Consider the following 19660-nt stretch of genomic DNA (forward strand, 5'->3'; position numbering starts at 1 on the left):
AAGGTTAGGAACTAGAAAATGGCACGTTATACCGGACCCATGACCCGCAAGTCGCGTCGTCTGCGCGTCGACCTCGTTGGAGGCGACCAGGCATTCGAGCGTCGTCCCTACCCGCCCGGCCAGCACGGCCGCGCGCGGATCAAGGAGAGCGAATACCTGCTCCAGCTGCAGGAGAAGCAGAAGGCTCGCTTCACCTACGGCGTGATGGAGAAGCAGTTCAGCCTGTACTACAAGGCCGCGAACCGCCTCAAGGGCAAGACTGGCGAGAACCTGCTGCGCCTGCTCGAGACCCGTCTCGACAACGTCGTGTACCGCGCCGGACTGGCCCGTACCCGTCGTCAGGCCCGTCAGCTCGTCAGCCACGGCCACTTCTTGGTGAACAACAAGAAGGTCGACGTCCCGAGCTACCGCGTCACCCAGTACGACATCATCGACGTTCGCGAGAAGTCGCTCTCCACGCTGCCGTTCCAGATTGCGCGCGAGACCGTCGGCGACCGCCCGGTTCCGGGTTGGCTCCAGGTCATCCCGGGCCGCCTGCGGATCCTGGTCCACCAGGAGCCGGAGCGTGCACAGATCGATGTGCCGCTGACCGAACAGTTGATCGTCGAGTACTACTCGAAGTAGGCCTATCGCTCGTGAGTCTTTTCGGAGGGCAGGCCCTCCGAAAAGACTCACGAGCGGCGAAGCCGCCTCATCGTTGGGCGTCAAATAGCGGACGTCCTCAACAGAAGGAAACACACATGCTCATTTCTCAGCGGCCAACACTGACCGAAGAGGTCATCGCTGACAATCGCTCGAAGTTCACCATCGAGCCGCTCGAGCCTGGCTTCGGGTACACCCTCGGCAACTCGCTTCGCCGCACGTTGCTCTCGTCGATCCCGGGCGCAGCTGTCACAAGCATCCGTATCGACGGCGTTCTGCACGAGTTCACCACCGTCCCCGGTGTGAAGGAAGACGTCACCGACATCATCCTGAACCTCAAGGGCCTCGTGGTCAGCTCCGAAGAGGACGAGCCGGTCACCATGTACGTCCGCAAGCAGGGTCCGGGAACCGTCACCGCGGGAGACATCGTCCCCCCGGCCGGCGTCACAGTCCACAACCCGGACATGCACATCGCGACCCTGAACGACAAGGGCAAGCTGGAAATCGAGCTTGTCGTCGAGCGTGGCCGTGGCTACGTTCCCGCCGTGCAGAACAAGGCGTCCGGCGCCGAGATCGGCCGCATTCCGGTCGACTCGATCTACTCGCCGGTCCTCAAGGTCACGTACAAGGTCGAGGCAACTCGTGTCGAGCAGCGCACCGACTTCGACAAGCTGATCCTCGACGTGGAGACCAAGAACTCCATCACCTCGCGGGACGCGCTCGCTTCGGCGGGTAAGACCCTGGTCGAGCTGTTCGGTCTGGCTCGTGAACTGAACGTCGAAGCCGAAGGCATCGAGATCGGACCCTCGCCCGCCGAGGCCGATCACATCGCGTCGTTCGGTTTGCCGATCGAGGATCTGGACCTCACCGTCCGTTCCTACAACTGCCTCAAGCGTGAAGGCGTTCACACCGTCGGCGAGCTCGTGGCACGTACCGAATCGGACCTGCTCGACATCCGCAACTTCGGCCAGAAGTCCATCGACGAGGTGAAGGTCAAGCTGCACTCGCTCGGCCTCTCGCTCAAGGACAGCCCTGCGTCCTTCGATCCCTCGAGTGTTGCGGGATACGACGCTGCTACCGGGACCTGGAACGACGCCGAGGCCGGCTCGTTCCACGACAACGACAGCACCGACCAGGACTACGCCGAGACCGAACAGCTTTAAGACCTCGAAGGACGCGTCGCCGCGTTCTTTACAACAGGAGAATCAATCATGCCCAAGCCCAGTAAGGGTCGCCGTCTCGGCGGGTCGGCTTCGCACCAGAAGGCGATTCTGGCCAACCTGGCCACCGCCCTCTTCGAGCACGGTCGCATCACGACGACGGAGAACAAGGCCAAGCGCCTTCGTCCGTACGCCGAGAAGATCGTGACCCACGCCAAGTCGGGCACGCTCGCGCATCGTCGCGAGGTGCTCAAGGTGATCCGCAACAAGGATGTCGTACACGCCTTGTTCGCCGAGATCGGTCCGTCGTTCGCGGATCGTGAAGGTGGATACACCCGCATCATCAAGACCGTTCCCCGCAAGGGCGACAACGCGCCGATGGCGATCATCGAGCTCGTTCGCGAGAAGACGGCATCCAACGAGGCAAGCCGCGCGACCCGCGCAGCCGCTTCGAAGAAGAAGTCGGCCGAGCAGGCTGCAAGTGCAGAACCCGCGAACGTCGTTGCGGCCGTCGAGGCCGACGCGACCGACGCGGAGGTTGCCAACGCAGACGCTGTTGCAGCAGGCGTGACCGACGAGTCGTCTGCTGTCGCAGCGACCGACGCCACCCCCGAGGGCAGCCATGCGCCGCTCGAGGACGGTTCCGAGCCGGAGGGTTTCCCGATCAAGGGCAACGCCGACTCGAAGCTGTACCACCTGCCCGGAACGCGCTTCTTCAACTCGACTGTTGCGGAGATCTGGTTCGCAACCGCCGAGGCTGCCGAAGCCGCCGGCTACCAGCTGCCGCCGTCGCAGCGGGAAAAGGCCGACGAGGCCTGAGTTGCCTCTCACCGATCAGCCCGTCGTTCCCGCTGGGGACGGCGGGCTGACTCCGTTCCTACCAATGACCCGGGCGCGTCTCGATATCGCGTACGACGGCACCGATTTCAAGGGCTGGGCTCGGCAGCCCGGACTGCGGACCGTGTGCGGTGTGCTCGAGGAGTCGCTGAGCACTGTCTTGCGGCAGCCGATCGTGTTGACCGTGGCAGGCCGGACCGACGCGGGCGTCCATGCCGAGGGGCAGGTGGCGCACGCCGATGTCGTCGACCCGCCTGCCGACCTCGACAAGCTGGTCCATCGGATGTCGAAGTTTCTTCCCGCCGACGTGCGGATCAAGCGAATCAGCTTGGCGCCCAAGGATTTCGATGCTCGCTTTTCGGCAATCCGGCGTCACTATGTCTACCGACTCACGACTGCCGCCTACGGTGTCGATCCGCTCGAGTCACGCAGTGTCGTCGCCTGGCGTCGCGGCTTGGACGTCGGCGCGATGCAGGCAGCATCCGATCGTCTGCTCGGCCTGCACGATTTCGCCGCGTTCTGTAAGCGTCGTGAGGGTGCGACGACCGTGCGTGAGTTGCAGCGTTTCGATTGGGTCGAGCGGGGCGACCGGCTGGACGCCTACGTCAGCGCGGATGCTTTCTGCTGGTCGATGGTCCGCAGCCTGGTCGGTGCCGTGCTGTTCGTCGGTGAAGGCAAGCGCACTGTGCAGTGGGCAGGAGAACTTGTCGACGAGCGAGATCGTTCGCCGATGATCACTGTCGCTCCGGCGCGCGGCTTGAGTCTTGTCGCTGTGGACTATCCCGAACCCGAAGGTCTCGCTGCTCGCAATCTGGCCACACGCGAGATGCGTGCACCTCTATCGGGGGCAACCGGGTGCTGCGGGGACTGACCCGACGTCAGCCCGATGCGTGTATGGGCTTTCCTACGCTACTTGCGTCACGCTAGTGTTCAATAGTCACCTTACCGATCTTCCACCCTCGCAAGATTCGGTAAGGCGGCCTTGTATGCGTCGGTACCGTAGTTGCACGTGCACATCGGGCCCTCATAATGGTGGGAAGTGAGCTGAAATGGGGAGAACAACCGAGTCGCGACCGAAATGGTGGAACCTCGAGCAGTGGAGTCTCCGCTGGAAGGTGACTGCTGTCGTCGCAGTTCCGCTGGCTGCCGCCATGATTCTCGGCGCGATCCGCGTGGTGTCCGACTTCGACGAAGCCGCTGAACTACAGACCGCTGCCGATCGCGTCGCCGAAGTGCCGCTGATCGTGGATCTCTCCGTCGCCGTCACCGTGCTCGCCGGCCAGCAGACTGTCGGCCAGGCCCCGCCGGAACGAATCGCCGAACTACAGGATGCAATCGGCCGCACGAACGAAGCTCTTGCCGAGGACAACCTGGATTCCGATGTCGCGGACGCGTTGCGCGCGATGGTTGGTGCGGGCGACAGGCTGGTCGAGCTCGGCAAGGGTTCGCCGTTGCAGATTCCGAAGATTCAAGCCGCACGCGACGACAGTTCGGTCGCTGCGGTGCAAGCTCTCGAGCAGATCGTCGAGCCGATCCAGGATGCCGACGTCATCGCGGCGAAGGCCAAATTGCTCGATTCCTGGGCAGCGGGCCGGAAGCTGTTCGAATGGACGATCGCCGGTGCTCGGGCTCTGATCAACTCCGCGGACGTCGGTCTCGGCGTCGCAGCCGCATCCGGTGGTGTCTATACAACGCTCGACACCCTCGACAATTCCTATCCCGAGGCCGCTGACCGGATTGCGAAGCTACGCGCGAACGCCGATGCGGCGGATGCAGCTGTCGCCGAATTCCGCACGACGCGAGATGCTGCGGCCGCGACTGAAAAGCTCACCCCCGTGCTGCTCGACAGCCGCGAGATCTACGTCGGCATGTACAAGGAGTCGGCCGCGGAGATCAGCTCGATCGTCAACGATCGCGCGGATGCCGCGAGGTCGGCGACGATCCGCAACGGCATCATCGTTCTCGCCTTCCTGCTTGCGGCGTTGGTGCTCGCTGTGTTGGTCGCACGCTCGCTCATCGTCCCGATCCGCCGGCTACGGACAGGCACGCTGAAGGTCGCGCACACTGATCTCGCCAACGAGATCGACAGAATCAACACGGGCGAGCACATCGACGACATCGCCGTCGAGCCGGTACCGGTACGGACAACCGAGGAGATCGGTCAGCTGGCCCGCGCCGTCGACGACATGCACAACCAGGCTCTGCGGCTGGCCGGTGAGCAGGCTCGGCTGCGTCTGCAGGTCAACGACATGTTCGAGATGATGGCCCGCCGCAGCAAGTCGTTGATCGATCGGCAGCTCGGCATAATCGAGTCGCTCGAATTCGACGAAAAGGATCCGAGTCGGCTCGACAGCCTCTTCCGGCTCGACCACCTCGCCGCGAGAATGCGTCGCAACAGTGACAACCTGCTTGTTCTTGCAGGCACGCGAACGCGCAAGACCGAAACGGGGACCGTTCAGCTCGGCGACATCCTGCGCGCCTCGATGTCGGAGGTCGAGGATTACCAACGAGTGAAGCTCGGTGCGGCTCCCGACGGTGCCGTCAGTGCCGCAGCAGCGACCGATATCGTGCACCTCTTCGCCGAACTGCTCGAAAATGGGTTGCGCGCGTCGCCGCCGGAGCAGGACGTCGTGCTCGGCTACGGCCGGTCTGTCGATGGTGGACTGCTGGTCGAGATCGCGGACCACGGCATCGGCATACCGCCGGACAAGTTGTCGGCCATCAACGAGCGACTCGCCTCGGCCGCGACGGTGACCGTGGAGACGACCCGTCGCATGGGCCTGTTCGTGGTCGGTCGGCTGGCGGAACGCTACGGCGTCACTGTCCGTCTGCGCGCAACCGAGGAGGGCGAGCGCAACGCTGGTGTCACGGCGAGCGTCCATCTGCCGTCGGCTCTGGTTGCGCCCGCACAGTCCAGCATTCGCCAGCCGGCGGGTGGCCGCCAGGATCGTCCTGTGCAGAGTCCGAATCCCGTCGCGGAGCTGCAACAGCCTGCGCAGGAAGGCATGCCTACCGGTCTGCCGCGCCGTACTCCGGGCAGCACCGCCCTGCGGGGTGGACCGCCGCACCCGGCGGCGCAGCCGCAGCGTGACGCACCGCAACGTGACGCACAACCGCGTGAGCTACCGCAACAACCCTTGCCGACGCGGTCGCAGCCGAGCGGTCTGCCGCAACGTGGCGCAACCGGCCTTCCGACGCGGAGACCTGCAGGCGATATCCCGCCCGCTCCGTCGCCCGCAATCGGCACCGAGCCAGCTGCCCGACCTCAGCAGCCTGCGTCCCCGTCGTTGCCGACCCGGCGACCGAGTGCGGTTCCGCCGCCGATAGCTGCCGAGCCGCCCGCAGCGCCACTGCCGGTTCGAGGAGAGCAGCCCGTCCGCCCCGAGCAGTCGGTTCGCGCCGAGCAGTCGTCACCACCGTCCTACGACACCGGCAGCCATCGCAGTCAGGAACCCGCAGAACCAGCGGAGACAGCCGAATCCGAGCGGCGACATCGTTATCGGTCAGCTCGAACTGCGTCGTTCTTCCAGTCACGCCTCGAGGAATCGCAACCGGCCCCCGAGGCCGATACGCCGATCTTCGCCGACATGGTGTCGGCGTGGCTGACAGAATCGAACGCGCCGGAGTGGTCCGCACCGCGGGACTGGAATTCACCAGCCGACGACGGCTGGTCGGCGGCGGACCGTGCGGTGGCCGCAGGCGTCGAGTCGCGAACGGATTCCGGATTGCCGATGCGTCAACCCGGTGACCGACTCGTCCCAGGCGCGCTGTCATCGGCTGCTGGTAAAGCGCGGCGACGAGCACGAGATCCGGAGACTATCCGCGAGAGTCTGAATCGGCACCAACGTGGTGTGCGAGACGGACGTGCGGTTCGCACGACAAACACTGATCGCACCGAAGGAGAACGATGAACGCCGGTTACGAACAAGGGGACGGTCGTTCGCTCGACTGGTTGGTGTCCAATTTCGCGCACGAAGTACCCGGCGTCTCGCACGCGGTATTGGTGTCCACCGATGGACTTTTGATGGCCGCGAGTGACCATCTGCCGCAGGATCGGGCCGAACAGTTGTCGGCGGTGACGTCGGGTCTCGCGAGTTTGTCGGTCGGAGCGTCGAATCTGTTCGACGGCGGCGGCGTCCTGCAGTCGGTTGTCGAGATGCAGCGCGGATACCTGTTGCTGATGAACGTCGGCGACGGTTCGATTCTGTCCGTGCTCACCGGACCGTCCTGCGATATCGGCCAGGTCGGCTACGAGATGGCGATCCTCGTCGATCGCGTCGGCGAAGCCGTGCAAGCCAGTCCTCGCGTCAACTTGGGTTCATGATGGACGAGGTGCACGATGGCCGATCACAGCAGCGATGATTCCGGTACCGAACCAAGCCTGGTTCGGCCGTATTCGCTGACGTCAGGAAGGACCCGACCTGCCGTCGAATTGGCTATCGAGGCGCTCATCCAGGCATTGCCGGAGGCTGGAAACAGGCATTGGGAGTTGGGTGACATCGAGGCGACGATCTTTGCGTTGAGCAAGCAATCGCCGTCGGTCGCCGAGATCGCCGCACGGGTCGGCGTACCGATCGGCGTGGCGCGCGTGCTTGTCGCCGACCTCGTCGAAAGTGGACATGTGCAGATACTCGCCACGCTCGGTGAAGATTCGAGCGTGGACGAGCGTCGCGAATTGATCGAAAGGGTGCTCAGTGGACTACACAAGATCTGATCCGCCGGCTCCCCGTCGGTCCAGTCGGGCGACCTCGACGAAGATCGTCGTCGCAGGCGGATTCGGTGTCGGCAAGACGACTCTCGTCGGTGCCGTCTCGGAGATCGTGCCGCTGCGGACCGAGGCTCTCGTCACGAACGCGAGCGCCGAGGTGGACAACCTGTCGGCGACGCCCAACAAAACCACGACGACTGTTGCGATGGACTTCGGCCGTATCACCCTGTCCGAGGACTTGGTGTTGTACCTGTTCGGCACACCTGGTCAGAACCGATTCTGGTTCATGTGGGACGACCTCATCCGTGGCGCGATCGGTGCCGTCGTGCTGATCGATACGCGGAGACTGGAAGACAGTTTCGCTGCGGTCGACTTCTTCGAAGCGCGAAGTCTGCCGTTCCTCGTGGCGATCAACGAGTTCGACGGTGCGCCGTCGTATCCGTCGGAAGACATCCGTCAAGCGCTCGCGATATCTGCCGATGTGCCGATCATGTCGATCGACGCGCGGGTGCGGGATTCGGCGAAGCAGGCGTTGATCGCCTTGACGCAGTTCGCATTGCAACGACTGAGTCAGCCGACCCACTGAGCGGTCGACCCACTGAGCAGTCTCGCTACATGGCCGCTTCGTCCAGATCCATGATGGCGCTGTCGATGTCGCTCAGAATCGCGCGGGTCGCGGTCAGTTCGGGCAGCACGTTGCGCGCGAAGAACTGCGCTACCGCGATCTTGCCCTCGTAGAACGACTTGTCCGTCGCTGACGGCTGACCGTCGAGGGCCGCGACCGCAATTTCTGCGTGGTGCAGCAACTGCCAGCCGATGAGCAGGTCGCCGACCGCCAGCAGGAACCGAACCGAGCCGAGGCCGACGCGATACAGCTCGGTCGGGCGTTGCTGGGCACCCATCAGGTAGCCGGTGAGCGTCGCCGCGATCGTCTGAACGTCTTCCAGTGCGGTCGCGAGCAGAGCGCGGTCGCCCTTGAAGCGGTCGTCTGCGGACTCCTTGCCGATGAACTCGGTGATCTGGCCGGCGATGTGGCCGAGTGCGACGCCACGATCTCGCGCGATCTTGCGGAAGTAGAAGTCCTGCGCCTGAATTGCGGTCGTGCCTTCGTAGAGACTGTCGATCTTCGAGTCGCGAATGTACTGCTCGATCGGGTCGTCCTGCAGATAGCCCGACCCGCCGAGGGTCTGCAGTGACTCGGCCAGATAGCGGTAGGCGCGTTCGGAGCCGACGCCCTTGACGACGGGCAGGAGCAGGTCGTTGACGCGGTATGCGACGTCTTTGTCGGCGCCCGAGACGTGTTGGGCGAGGTCGAGATTCTGATGGGCGGCGGTGTAGAGGTACACAGCGCGCAGGCCTTCGGTGTAGGCCTTCTGCATCATCAGCGAACGGCGGACATCAGGGTGCGCGATGATCGTGACCTTGGGTGCGGTCTTGTCGGCGATCTGTGTGAGATCGGCACCCTGCACCCGCTGTTTCGCGTATTCGAGCGCGTTGAGGTAGCCGGTCGACAGCGTCGCAATAGCTTTGGTGCCCACCAGCATTCGGGCGTATTCGATGACGTCGAACATCTGCGCAATGCCGTCGTGCACGTCGCCGACAAGCCAGCCGACCGCTGGGACGTTGTGCCCACCGAAGGTGAGTTCGCACGTCGCCGAACCCTTGAGGCCCATCTTGTGTTCGACGTTGGTCACGAAGACGCCGTTGCGGTCACCGAGGTCGCCGGTTGTCTTGTCGAAGTGGAACCTCGGGACGAAGAACAAGCTGAGGCCTTGGTACCCGGTCCGGCACCTTCGGGTCGCGCGAGCACGAGATGGAAGATGTTCTCGTACAGGTCGCCGGAGTCACCCGAGGTGATGAAGCGCTTCACGCCCTCGAGATGCCAGGAACCGTCACCCTGATCGATCGCTTTAGTCCGTCCGGCGCCGACGTCGGAACCGGCGTCCGGTTCGGTGAGCACCATCGTGGCGCCCCAGTTGCGGTCGGCAGCGAGCACGGCCCACTTCTTCTGCTCCGGGGTCGCGTTGCGGAAGAAGATGTTGGCGAGTGTTGCGCCGGCCCAGTAGACATGTGCCGCGGGGTTGGCGCCGAGGAACATCTCGACCATCGCCCAGTACAGCGCTTTCGGTGCGGGTGTTCCGCCGACTTCCGGTTCGAGCCCGAGGCGATCCCAGCCGCCTTCGAAAGCTTTACGAAGCGACTTCGTCAACGACTCCGGCAGCGTGACCTCGTGTGTTTCGGGGTCGAAGGTCGGCGGATTGCGGTCGGCGTCAGCAAACGAGTCGGCATAGGGTCCCTCCGCGAGGCGTCGCACCTCGTCGAGAATGTCGCGAGCTGTGGCCACATCGAGGTCGCCGTACGCGCCGGTCTCGAGCACTCTCTGAATCTGCAGTGCCTCGAACAGGTTGAACTCCAGATCGCGGACATTGCTCTTGTAATGGCCCAATTGAAACTGCTCCTCGAGACGACGATTGAACGAGCGACGGCAACGCCTGTGAGACGGCGATCACTTCCGAAGCTCAAGCATGCCGGAAAATCCTGATACTCACAATCACATGTACATCGACGGTAGCTGTGTCAACCAGCAGGTGTGTCGACCGTGCCCGAGCGGCCCCAGGCATAGCCGCGGCCCCACACAGTCTCGATCCGGTGCGCCGACCCCAGTTTTGCCCGCAATCGTTTGACGTGCACGGTGACAGTCGATAGGTCGCCGAACGACCAACCCCACACGTGCTCGAGCAGTTCTTCGCGAGAGTAGACGGTCTGCGGATGGTTGACGAAGAAGAGGAGCAGGGCGAATTCGCGCACGGTCAGTTCGACCGTCCGCCCGTCCACGAGCACCGATTGCGCGGCCGGTCGAACCTCGATCGCGCCGTCGCGGAGGGTCTCGTCGCCACCCGCGTCGGCACGCATGTGCGCTCGACGCAGCACCGACGCGACGCGCAGAGCCAGTTCGCGAGGGCTGAACGGCTTGGTGACGTAGTCGTCGGCGCCTGCCTCCAGCCCGAGAATCCGGTCGTCTTCGTCGCCGAGCGCGGTCAGCAGGATGATCGGAATGTCGCTGCGGTGTTGCGTACGCAGAGCTCTACAGATCGCTATGCCGTCGGGTGCGGGCATCATCACGTCGAGAATTGCGAGGTCGACAGGGGTGTGCTGATCCAGTAACGCTGCCAATGTTGTCTCGCCGTCGGCAGTTTCGGTGACGAGCATGTCGGCATGCATCAGATACCGGCGGACCACGTCGCGCACCACCGGATCGTCGTCTGCGATGAGGATGTGGTTGGCAGGCACCCGACAACGATAGGTCGAACCTGCCCCTCGTCGCGGCTCAGGCCGACCTGGTCAGCTCGATCAGCTTGCGGACCGATCCGGCGAACTGCTCGATCGAGACCTGCGGGGTCGCGTTGTCACGGCGGCTCCGCAACAGCCACGACGTCAGATGCTCGACCAGTTCGCGGATCTCCAGCAATGCCTGCGCGCGTTGTCCCTCATCGACCTCGCGTTGCAAGCAATCGAGCCACACCGCGTCGAGATCGAGGATCCCGCGTACGGCGGCGTACGCCAGTGCCACCTGGGCTGTGCTGACCCCGAGACGTTCCTGCATCCGGAAGATCGTGCCCGGACCGACCCGGTTGAGCTGTTCGTCGGCGATCGCGGTGGCAACGATCTCGCGCCGAAGCGGATGGGCCGCAATCAGATCGGGTGCCGCTTCGGCGACGGGTGTCGGGAAGTAGGCAGTCAACCGGTCGGCGAACAGTTCGTCGTCGGGGACGGTCGAGGCGAGCAGTTCCTGCGACACCAGGTTTTTGGACTGGGCGAGCAGGATCGCAATCTCCGGTAGGGTGAGCCCGCGACCCGATTCGGCGCGCTTCTTCAGTTCCGCCTTCGACGGCAGGCCCTCGACGGTCGGGTCGATGCCACCCTCTGCGGTCAGGTTGCCGATCAGACGGATGTGCCGTTCCAGTAGGTAGTTCGCCTGTGCGGCCGCGAGGCTGATCGCGAGAATCTGATTGGAACTGTCGTCGAGCACCCGCCGCGCGACGTCGTCGGAGACCCCTTCGAGCAGGCGATTGCGGCTCGCCTTCGTAAACGCGCCCGACCGCACTCCGGTATCGAGGGCGATCTTGAGGTTGACTTCGAGGTCGGAGGTTGCGACGCCTGCGGCGTTGTCGATGAAGTCGGCGTTGATGCGGCCACCACCGAGTGCGTAGTCGACGCGTGCCTGCTGGGTGAGGCCGAGGTTGCCGCCCTCACCGATGACGCCACAACGCAATTCGGCTGCGCTGACCCGTACGCGATCGTTTGCCGGGTCCTGGGCGTCGATATCCGATTCGGTCGCCGCGCGGATGTAGGTGCCGATGCCGCCGTTCCACAGCAGGTCGACGGGAGCACGCAGCAGCGCGCGGATCAACTCGTCCGGGCTGCATTGCGATGCGGTGATCCCGAGTCGCGTGCGGACCTCGTCGGTCAGCACGATCGACTTGGCCGAGCGCGAGAACACGCCACCGCCGCTGGAGATCTTGGTTGCGTCGTAGTCGCCCCATGACGAGGTCGGCAGCGCGAACAACCGCATCCGCTCGCCGAAGGACACTTCGGCATCGGGGTTCGGGTCGAGGAAGATGTGCCGATGGTCGAACGCACCGACCAGGTTGATCTTGCGCGACAACAACATTCCGTTGCCGAACACGTCTCCGGACATACCACCGATGCCAACGACCGTGAAGTCGTCGGTATCGACGTTGCGTCCTGACTCCGCGAAATGTCTGCGGACGGAGAGCCAGGCGCCGCGGGCGGTGATGCCCATGGCCTTGTGGTCGTAGCCCGCGGACCCGCCCGATGCGAACCCGTCGCCGAGCCAGAAGTTGTATTCGGCGGCAATCGAATTGGCGAGATCGGAGAATTTCGCGGTGCCTTTGTCCGCGGCGACGACGAGATAGGCGTCGTCGCCGTCGCGGCACACGGTGTCGCGAGGATGAACAACCGAGCCGTCGACGATGTTGTCGGTCACGTCGAGCAGGCCCTGAATGAAGATGCGATAGCCGTCGGCCGCGGACGTGTCCGCTGACCTGAGGACGAACGCACCCTTGGCGCCCATCGGCACGATGGGAGCGTTCTTCACCGACTGGGTCTTCATCAACCCGAGCACCTCGGTGCGGTAATCGTCGGCCCGATCCGACCACCGCAGACCGCCGCGGGCGACCGCACCGCTACGCAGGTGGACGCCTTCGACGATGTCGGAGTGGACGAAGATCTCGCGGTACGGGACGACCGCGTCACGGGCCGTCAGCTGTGCCGAGTCGATCTTGAAGGACGCATACGACTTCGGTCGGCCTGCGGCATCGGTCTGAAACCAGTTGGTGCGCAACACGGACAGGACGAATGCCGCAAGGGCGCGACGGATTCGGTCCTCGTCGAGAGTTGCTGCCTGCTCGACCAGGGTCGCCACGGCGGACCGTGCAGCGGAGTCGTCCGAAGGTGCGGTCGCCGGATCCAATCTGGCATGGAACAGGGCGATGATCGCCCTGACGAAATCGGGGTTTCGCACAAGGGATTCGATGACGTAGGCCTGCGAAAGGCCCAGCTTCGTCTGTTCGAGGAAACGGCATGCCGCGCGGACGAGAAGAGCGTCACGCCAACCGATTCCGGCTGTGGCAACGAGTCGGGCGTACTGGTCGATGCGCCACCGACCCGCTGCGCTCGCCGCGATGGCGTCGGCGATGAGATCGAGCACCGGTGCGGAAACGGTGAGGATGCCGAAGTCGAATTCGTGTGCCTGGCCCGTCTCCGACGCGGTCTCGAGCCGACTATGTGCTGCGAGCCGCAGTCCGAAACTCTCGAACATCGCGCAGACGTCGGCAAGCAGCATCGGTTCGTCTGGCCAGACGAACACAGCGCGCGTGCCGAAACTGTCTGTGGTGAACCACATCTGCGGCGCGATGCCAGCGAGTGCGGCGGCGATCCGCTCGTCGTCGCGAGTGGCAAGCGCGGTCGAGGTCCCGAGGGAGGTCATGACTTTCTTCTCGATTCTTGTGTTTCTGTAACAGCGAGTGACTTCTACGAACGCGGTTACTGGAAGGCGATGTACTTGATTTCGAGGTATTCCTCGATGCCTTCACTTCCGCTTTCGCGTCCGATCCCGGACTCTTTGACGCCGCCGAACGGTGCGGCGACATCGGAGATGATGCCGCGATTCACGCCGACCATCCCTGACTCCAAGGCCTCGGCGACGCGGAAGGCGCGGTCGAGGTCTTTCGTGTAGATGTATGCGGCCAAACCGAATTCGGTGTTGTTGGCAGCTGCGACACCTTCGTCTTCGCCGTCGAATCCGGTGATCGCGGCCACCGGCCCGAACACCTCTTCCCGCAGGATTCGGGCATCGGCGGTGACGTCGGCCAACACCGTCGGCTCGTAGAAGTAGCCCTCGCCTGCGCCGTTGTTGCCACCGGTGGTGACGACGGCGCCCTTCTCGGCTGCGTCGCGGACCAGGTCCGCAACCGACGACCGTTGCTTCTCGGTGATCAGCGGACCGACCTGAGTGCCCTCCAAATGACCCGGCCCCACCTTCAGTGCCTGCATACGTGCCGTCAACTTCGCTGTGAACTCGGTGCGTACCGCGTTGTCGACATGGATTCGGTTCGCGGCCGTGCAGGCCTCGCCGGTGTTGCGCATCTTCGCGGCCATCGCACCGTCCACCGCAGCGTCGAGGTCGGCGTCGTCGAATACGACGAAGGGAGCGTTGCCGCCCAACTCCATCGACGTACGCAGCACCCGTGTAGCTGCTTGTGCGAGAAGAACTTTGCCGACTCCGGTCGATCCGGTGAACGTGATTTTTCGCAAGCGGGCATCGTCGAACATCGGATCGGTGAGTGCGGCGGCCTGCGAGGTCGGCAGGATCGAGAGCACACCCGCAGGCAATCCTGCGTCGGCGAACACCTGACCGAGAAGGAGCATCGTCAGCGGAGTCTCCGCTGCGGGCTTGACCACCATCGTGCAGCCGGCCGCGAACGCAGGCGCGATCTTGCGGGTGCCCATGGCGAGCGGGAAGTTCCACGGCGTGATCGCGAGTGTCGGCCCGACCGGCTGCTTGGTGACGAGGATTCGGCCGTTGCCGGAGGGAGACGGGGTGTACCTACCGTTGATCCGCACCGCTTCTTCGGAGAACCACCGCAGGAATTCGCCGCCGTAGTTCACTTCGCCCTGCGCCTCGGCGAGCGGCTTGCCCATCTCCAGCGTCATCAGCAGAGCGAAATCGTCGCGCCGCTCGATGACGAGTTCCCATGCCTTGCGCAGGATCTCGGCACGCTCGCGGGCGGGTGTCGCCGCCCAGGAGCCCTGCGCGGCTGCGGCAGCGTCCATTGCCCGAGCGCCGTCCTCTGGGGAGGCGTCGGCGACCTCGACGAGGACCTCGCCGGTTGCGGGGTTGTGAACTGCGAACGTCCGACCGTTGCTGGCTTGGACCTGCTCGCCCCCGATCCACAGTCCGGTCGGGACGGCAGCGAGCAGTGCGGCGATGTCTTGCATGGTGTTCGGTCTCCTCGAGTTTCTTGGTGCAGCTACGCCGACAGCGTGCGAACAGCCTGTTCGATGACGGTCAGGGCTTCGTCGAGCAGTTCGTCGCTGATGACGAGTGGGGGGAGCAATCGGACGACGTTGCCGTGGGTGCCACACGTCAGCAGTACGACACCCTGCTTGAACGCTTCTGCCGCAACAGCTTTGGTGATGGCTGCGTCGGGATCGGTCGTGCCTGGCGTGACCAGCTCGATGGCGAGCATCGCACCACGGCCGCGGACGTCACCGATGACACCGGTCTCGTCGGCGAGTGCCTGTAGCCGCGGCTTCACGATCGCTTCGATCTCGCGTGCACGCGCAGGCAGATCGAGTTCGACCATCGTGTCGAGCGTGGCCAGTGCAGCTGCGCAGGCGACGGGGTTGCCGCCGTAGGTGCCGCCGAGACCACCTGCGTGTACCGAATCCAGCAGGTCGGCGCGGCCGGTGATGGCGGCGAGTGGCATACCGCCCGCGATGCCCTTTGCCATCGTGATGATGTCGGGAACGATGCCCTCGTCGTCACTGGCGAACCACGCGCCGGTCCGAGCGAAACCGGTCTGGACCTCGTCGGCGATGAAGACGACGTTGTTCGCCTTGCACCAATCGACAAGTGTCGGAAGGAAACCGGCTGCAGGAACGACGAATCCGCCTTCGCCCTGGATCGGTTCGATGATGACGGCCGCGACGGTGTCGGCGCCGATCTGCTTCTCGATCTGCGTGATGACCGTCTTGGCTGCCTGCTCACCGGTGAGGCCGGCGGCGTCTCGGAACGGGTAGGACGTCGGCATCCGGTAGATCTCCGGCGCGAACGGTCCGAAGTTCGACTTGTACGGCATCGACTTCGCGGTCAGGGCCATGGTCAGGTTGGTGCGACCGTGGTAGGCGTGGTCGAACGCGACAACAGCGGTCTTGCCGGTCGCCAAGCGTGCGACCTTGATCGCGTTCTCGACGGCTTCGGCACCGGAATTGAAGAGGACGGTGCGCTTCTCGTGGTCGCCGGGGGTCATGGCGTTGAGCCGCTCCGCGACGGCGACATAACCCTCGTAGGGCGTCACCATGAAGCAGGTGTGGGTGAAGTGCGCGGCCTGCTCGGCGACAGCTGCCGCAACGGCTGCGTTGGACGCGCCAACACCTGTGACTGCGATACCCGACCCGAGATCGATCAGCGAGTTGCCGTCGATGTCGACGATGACGCCGCCGTCGGCGTCCGCCGCGTAGACCGGTACGGACGAACCGACACCGGCAGCAACAGCGCCCTTCCTGCGTGCGGCCAACTCGACCGAACGTGGGCCCGGCAGGGCCGTGACGATGTTGCGTTTCTGTGCCAGTCGATAGGTGAACTCGGTCATCGATAGCTCCCGTCTGAGGTGTTTGTCTTGCTACCGAGTCTTTGCGGAACGGGGCCGGCGCACCAGCGCCATTTCGTCGTTTGCGGGTGCCTGGCGACGCCATTTCGGCAGGTGTGAGGCGACAGTGGCGCAACCCACACTTGTAACCACAAGAACGCCCCGACCAGCAGGAGATGCCCATCATGACCGAAGCCACTCGTCGTTCCGTTGCACCGCGGAAGCGGACGAGCACGGCAGCAGCAACCACAGCGACGCCCACCTCGCCGGTCGTCGAGGCGCCGGTTCTGCCAGCCGAACTCGACGTCGTCGACACGGCGCCGGAGACTCGCGAAGTCAGCGTCGCGACTGACGCCGCATTCGCGTCCTCCCCATCGGCAGCACCGAAGCGTCGGCCGCTGCGCAACGTGTCCGAGGTCCGGCACTTCTTCCGCACCAACGATGTCCCGGTCTACTTCATCGGCGCGACGCCGTTCAATCTGCTCGGCATCGATCGGTGGGTCCGCAACTTCTCCTACATCACCTACTACGACGCCTGGGACGGCGCGCATCCCCGTGTCTTCACCCCGACCCACAAGCCGTACCAGGAGTTCGAGAGCGGCGAAGAGTTCAACAACTGGCTGCTGAAGAACCCGGAGGTCCGCGCGTACATGAGCCGCGGCATCCCGCGTGGTGTCCGGCCGAAGATCGCGATGGTGTTCTTCAACGAGGAGACCGAGGGCATCTGCGCCGAGCTCGGCTACGACCTGATCCTGCCGCCGGCGAGCCTGCGTGAGCACCTCGACTCGAAGATCGTCACGACTCGACTCGGCAACGAAGCGGGTGCGCCGAGTGTGCCGAACGTGCTGACCCGCGTCGCTGACTGGGACGAGCTGCAAGCCGAAGCGGAGAAGGCCGGTCTCGGCGCGGAACTCGTCGTCCAGACGCCGTACGGCGACTCGGGCAAGACGACGTTCTTCATTTCGTCGGAGTCGGATTGGCGCAAGCACAGCGCCGACATCATCGGCCAGGACGTCAAGATCATGCGACGGATCAACAATCGTCCCGTCGCGGTCGAGGCTGTCCTGACCCGCTGCGGCACCGTCGTCGGACCGTTCATGACGGAACTGACCGGGTACTCGAAGCTGACTCCCTACCAGGGCGGTTGGTGCGGCAATGAAATGCACCCCGACGTTTTGAACTCCGAACGACGTTCCAAAGCAACGGAATTGGTGCGTCGTCTCGGCGATCGGCTGAGCGACGAGGGCTACCGTGGCTTCTTCGAGATCGACGTTCTCGTCGATACCGACACCGACGAGGTGTATCTCGGCGAACTCAACCCTCGCATCAGCGGCGCCTCCGCGATCACAAACGTGACCGCCGGTGCCTACGCCGACGTGCCGCTGTTCCTGTTCCACCTGCTCGAGTACATGGATGTCGATTTCGACCTCGACGTCGACGAGATCAACGAGCGGTGGGAGGAACTGGCGTCCGCCGACGTGTGGAGCCAGATGATCATCAAGGAGACGTCGAACGTCGTCGAGAGGTTGGAGACGACGCCGCGGACGGGTCAGTACTCCCTCGACGACAACGGTGCGCTCGTCTTCCGTCGCGCGGCGCTGGACTGGCATCAGCTGCAGGACGAGTCCGAAGCGTTCTTCCTGCGGATCTACGGGAACGGCGACTATCGGTGGAAAGGCGCTGACCTCGGAGTGCTCGTCACGAAGGGCAGACTGCAGATCGATTCGGCACAGGGCGGATCCGCGTTGACGATCCGTGCGCGCCACCTCATCGACTCGGTGCGTGCGCACTACTCGGGTACACCGCTCGCGGAACCGTCCGCGGCCAAGCAGACGGTCGGATTCAAATCTCTATGATGAAAAAAGACTGATGAGACGATCGCGTCGCAACGAGGCGAAACGAGACAAACGAACAGGAGTCCGCGTGATCGGCGGTGATCCGGGGCGCGTCCCGGTCGGCGTGACCCTCGACAACTGGCAATCGTCGTCGCAGCTGCATTGGACCTTCCAGCACGTCGCGGATTTCCTTCCGACCGCCGTCATTTCGCGTGGCGGCGGTCCGGTGGCGAAGTTGCCTGCTGCGTCTGCTGCCGAACTCAACGATGTCGCGACGACCCGTTCCGACGGCATGCCGACCACGGTCGGCGATGTGATGGGAACCACGGCGACCGACGGCTGGGCCGTCGCGCATCGGGGCACCCTGCTGGTCGAGGAGTACTTCGGCGGCATGGTTCCCGAGACCTCGCATCTGCTGATGTCGGTCAGCAAGTCGTTGGTCGCGGCGGTTGTCGGTGCTTTGCGTGATTCGGGTGCGATCGATGTCGACGCACTGCTGACCGCCTACGTTCCGGTGTTGGCCAACTCCGGTTATGCCGGTGCGACGGTCCGTAATCTACTCGATATGCGTTCCGGCATAACGTTTTCCGAGAACTACCTCGACCCGGTCGCTGAGGTGCGGCTGCTCGAGGAAGCGATCGGCTGGGCTCCGCGAGTGCATCCCGACGTCCCGTCGACGATGTACGACTTCCTGCTCACGTTGCCGCAGAAGTCGATTCACGGTGGCGCGTTCGAATACCGTTCGTGCGAAACGGATGTGCTCGGTTGGATCTGCGAGGCGGCGAGCGGAATTCGGATGCCGGAGTTGATGTCGCAGCTCGTGTGGAGCAAGATCGGCGCTCGCCACGACGCGACCATCGGCATCGATTCGACCGGTGCGGGCATGTTCGACGGCGGGATCAACGCGACGCTGACCGACCTGATCCGGTTCGGGAGTCTATATCTGCGCGACGGCGTTTCGCTCACCGGCGAGCAGGTGTTCTCTGCCAGTTGGTTCGCCGACACCGTCGACGGTGGGTTCGATTCCCGTGAGGCGTTCGCCAACAGCCCCGACGATCTGCGGATGCCGGGCGGCATGTATCGCAACCAGTGCTGGTTCCCGTACGAGGGCAACAATGTGTTGCTGTGCTTGGGAATTCACGGGCAGATGATCTACGTCAACCGGTCGGCGGGTGTCGTCGCAGCCAAGTTGTCGAGCTGGCCGGTGCCGCAGGATGCGCAGATGTTGTTCTCGACGATTCGGGCCTTCGACGCGGTCTCGGCTGCGTTGAACGCGTCGACCGCATAGCTGTTCAGGCGGAATCGGGCGATTCTGCCTGTACTTCTATGCACTCGATGCGTCAGGTGAGCGTGCCCGCTTCGAGCTCGTCGAGGTAGAGAAAGTTCGGCGCCTGCACACCTGCTTCCGCGCGAATGCGAACCAATTCGGGCAACTCGAAGAAGGCTCGCGCCGCCGTCAAGTTTGTCCATTTCGAGAAGTGCACGATGTTTGTCGCATTCGAACTATCCGCCAGCACTTGATAACTCAGCTCGCCTGCGTCTCGCCGGATCGTCGCGGCCGCGTCGAACAGCAGCTAGGCGGCT

The 19660-nt window shown here is 64.1% G+C and carries 15 protein-coding genes and 1 pseudogene; 10 read left to right on the forward strand and 6 right to left on the reverse strand.

Annotated elements, in window-relative coordinates; translation table 11 throughout:
- Window positions 1–18: 18 nt before the first annotated feature.
- The 8 genes from rpsD (at window position 19) to ACHIRB_RS15690 (ending at window position 7933) form a co-directional block, all read left to right on the forward strand.
- On the forward strand, window positions 19–624 hold the full coding sequence (rpsD, locus tag ACHIRB_RS15655) for a 30S ribosomal protein S4 (RefSeq protein ID WP_199703337.1): 606 nt from the start codon (window positions 19–21) through the stop codon (window positions 622–624).
- 116 nt (window positions 625–740) lie between these two features.
- Window positions 741–1805, forward strand: coding sequence for a DNA-directed RNA polymerase subunit alpha (locus ACHIRB_RS15660; RefSeq protein WP_199703336.1), 1065 nt, complete (start codon window positions 741–743; stop codon window positions 1803–1805).
- Window positions 1806–1853: 48 nt separating this feature from the next.
- On the forward strand, window positions 1854–2621 hold the full coding sequence (rplQ, locus tag ACHIRB_RS15665; RefSeq protein WP_395112104.1) for a 50S ribosomal protein L17, sunset domain variant: 768 nt from the start codon (window positions 1854–1856) through the stop codon (window positions 2619–2621).
- A gap of 64 nt (window positions 2622–2685) precedes the next feature.
- Entirely contained in the window at window positions 2686–3510 is an 825-nt protein-coding gene (gene truA, locus ACHIRB_RS15670; protein WP_395112103.1) for a tRNA pseudouridine(38-40) synthase TruA, read from the forward strand.
- A gap of 178 nt (window positions 3511–3688) precedes the next feature.
- Window positions 3689–6550: an ATP-binding protein gene (locus ACHIRB_RS15675; protein WP_395112102.1), complete on the forward strand. Its 2862-nt coding sequence runs from the start codon at window positions 3689–3691 to the stop codon at window positions 6548–6550.
- The gene (locus ACHIRB_RS15680; protein ID WP_199703333.1) at window positions 6547–6963 is read left to right on the forward strand and encodes a roadblock/LC7 domain-containing protein; all 417 of its coding nucleotides are present in this window, start codon (window positions 6547–6549) and stop codon (window positions 6961–6963) included. Before ACHIRB_RS15675 ends, ACHIRB_RS15680 begins: the two co-directional genes overlap by 4 nt.
- A 15-nt stretch (window positions 6964–6978) precedes the next feature.
- Window positions 6979–7353: a DUF742 domain-containing protein gene (locus ACHIRB_RS15685; RefSeq protein WP_199703332.1), complete on the forward strand. Its 375-nt coding sequence runs from the start codon at window positions 6979–6981 to the stop codon at window positions 7351–7353.
- Window positions 7334–7933: a GTP-binding protein gene (locus tag ACHIRB_RS15690; RefSeq protein WP_395112100.1), complete on the forward strand. Its 600-nt coding sequence runs from the start codon at window positions 7334–7336 to the stop codon at window positions 7931–7933. The genes ACHIRB_RS15685 and ACHIRB_RS15690 overlap by 20 nt, the downstream gene beginning before the upstream one ends.
- Before the next feature lie 25 nt (window positions 7934–7958).
- On the opposite strand, the pseudogene ACHIRB_RS15695 reads toward ACHIRB_RS15690, so the two are convergent.
- From ACHIRB_RS15695 to gabT, 5 genes and pseudogenes are all read right to left on the reverse strand, one after another.
- Window positions 7959–9793: pseudogene (locus ACHIRB_RS15695) on the reverse strand (acyl-CoA dehydrogenase).
- 131 nt (window positions 9794–9924) lie between these two features.
- Window positions 9925–10638, reverse strand: a complete 714-nt coding sequence (locus ACHIRB_RS15700) for a response regulator transcription factor (protein ID WP_395112099.1) — start codon at window positions 10636–10638, stop codon at window positions 9925–9927.
- Between the two features lie 37 nt (window positions 10639–10675).
- Window positions 10676–13357, reverse strand: coding sequence for an NAD-glutamate dehydrogenase domain-containing protein (locus ACHIRB_RS15705; protein WP_395124056.1), 2682 nt, complete (start codon window positions 13355–13357; stop codon window positions 10676–10678).
- A 56-nt stretch (window positions 13358–13413) separates the two neighbouring features.
- Window positions 13414–14868 (reverse strand): NAD-dependent succinate-semialdehyde dehydrogenase, encoded by a 1455-nt coding sequence (locus tag ACHIRB_RS15710; protein ID WP_395124055.1) that lies wholly within the window; start codon window positions 14866–14868, stop codon window positions 13414–13416.
- 32 nt (window positions 14869–14900) lie between these two features.
- Window positions 14901–16244 (reverse strand): 4-aminobutyrate--2-oxoglutarate transaminase, encoded by a 1344-nt coding sequence (gene gabT, locus ACHIRB_RS15715; RefSeq protein ID WP_199703326.1) that lies wholly within the window; start codon window positions 16242–16244, stop codon window positions 14901–14903.
- Window positions 16245–16426: 182 nt separating this feature from the next.
- On the opposite strand from gabT, the gene ACHIRB_RS15720 reads away from it, so the two are divergent.
- Together ACHIRB_RS15720 and ACHIRB_RS15725 are read left to right on the forward strand one after the other, a co-directional pair.
- Window positions 16427–18097 (forward strand): biotin carboxylase, encoded by a 1671-nt coding sequence (locus tag ACHIRB_RS15720; RefSeq protein WP_395124054.1) that lies wholly within the window; start codon window positions 16427–16429, stop codon window positions 18095–18097.
- 13 nt (window positions 18098–18110) lie between these two features.
- Entirely contained in the window at window positions 18111–19364 is a 1254-nt protein-coding gene (locus ACHIRB_RS15725) for a serine hydrolase domain-containing protein (RefSeq protein ID WP_395112094.1), read from the forward strand.
- 52 nt (window positions 19365–19416) lie between these two features.
- On the opposite strand, the gene ACHIRB_RS15730 is transcribed toward ACHIRB_RS15725, so the two are convergent.
- Window positions 19417–19650: an antibiotic biosynthesis monooxygenase gene (locus tag ACHIRB_RS15730; RefSeq protein WP_395127725.1), complete on the reverse strand. Its 234-nt coding sequence runs from the start codon at window positions 19648–19650 to the stop codon at window positions 19417–19419.
- Between the last annotated feature and the right edge of the window lie 10 nt (window positions 19651–19660).

Origin of the sequence: Antrihabitans spumae (assembly GCF_043944905.1) — a bacterium.
GTDB classification, from domain to species: Bacteria; Actinomycetota; Actinomycetes; order Mycobacteriales; family Mycobacteriaceae; genus Antrihabitans; species Antrihabitans spumae.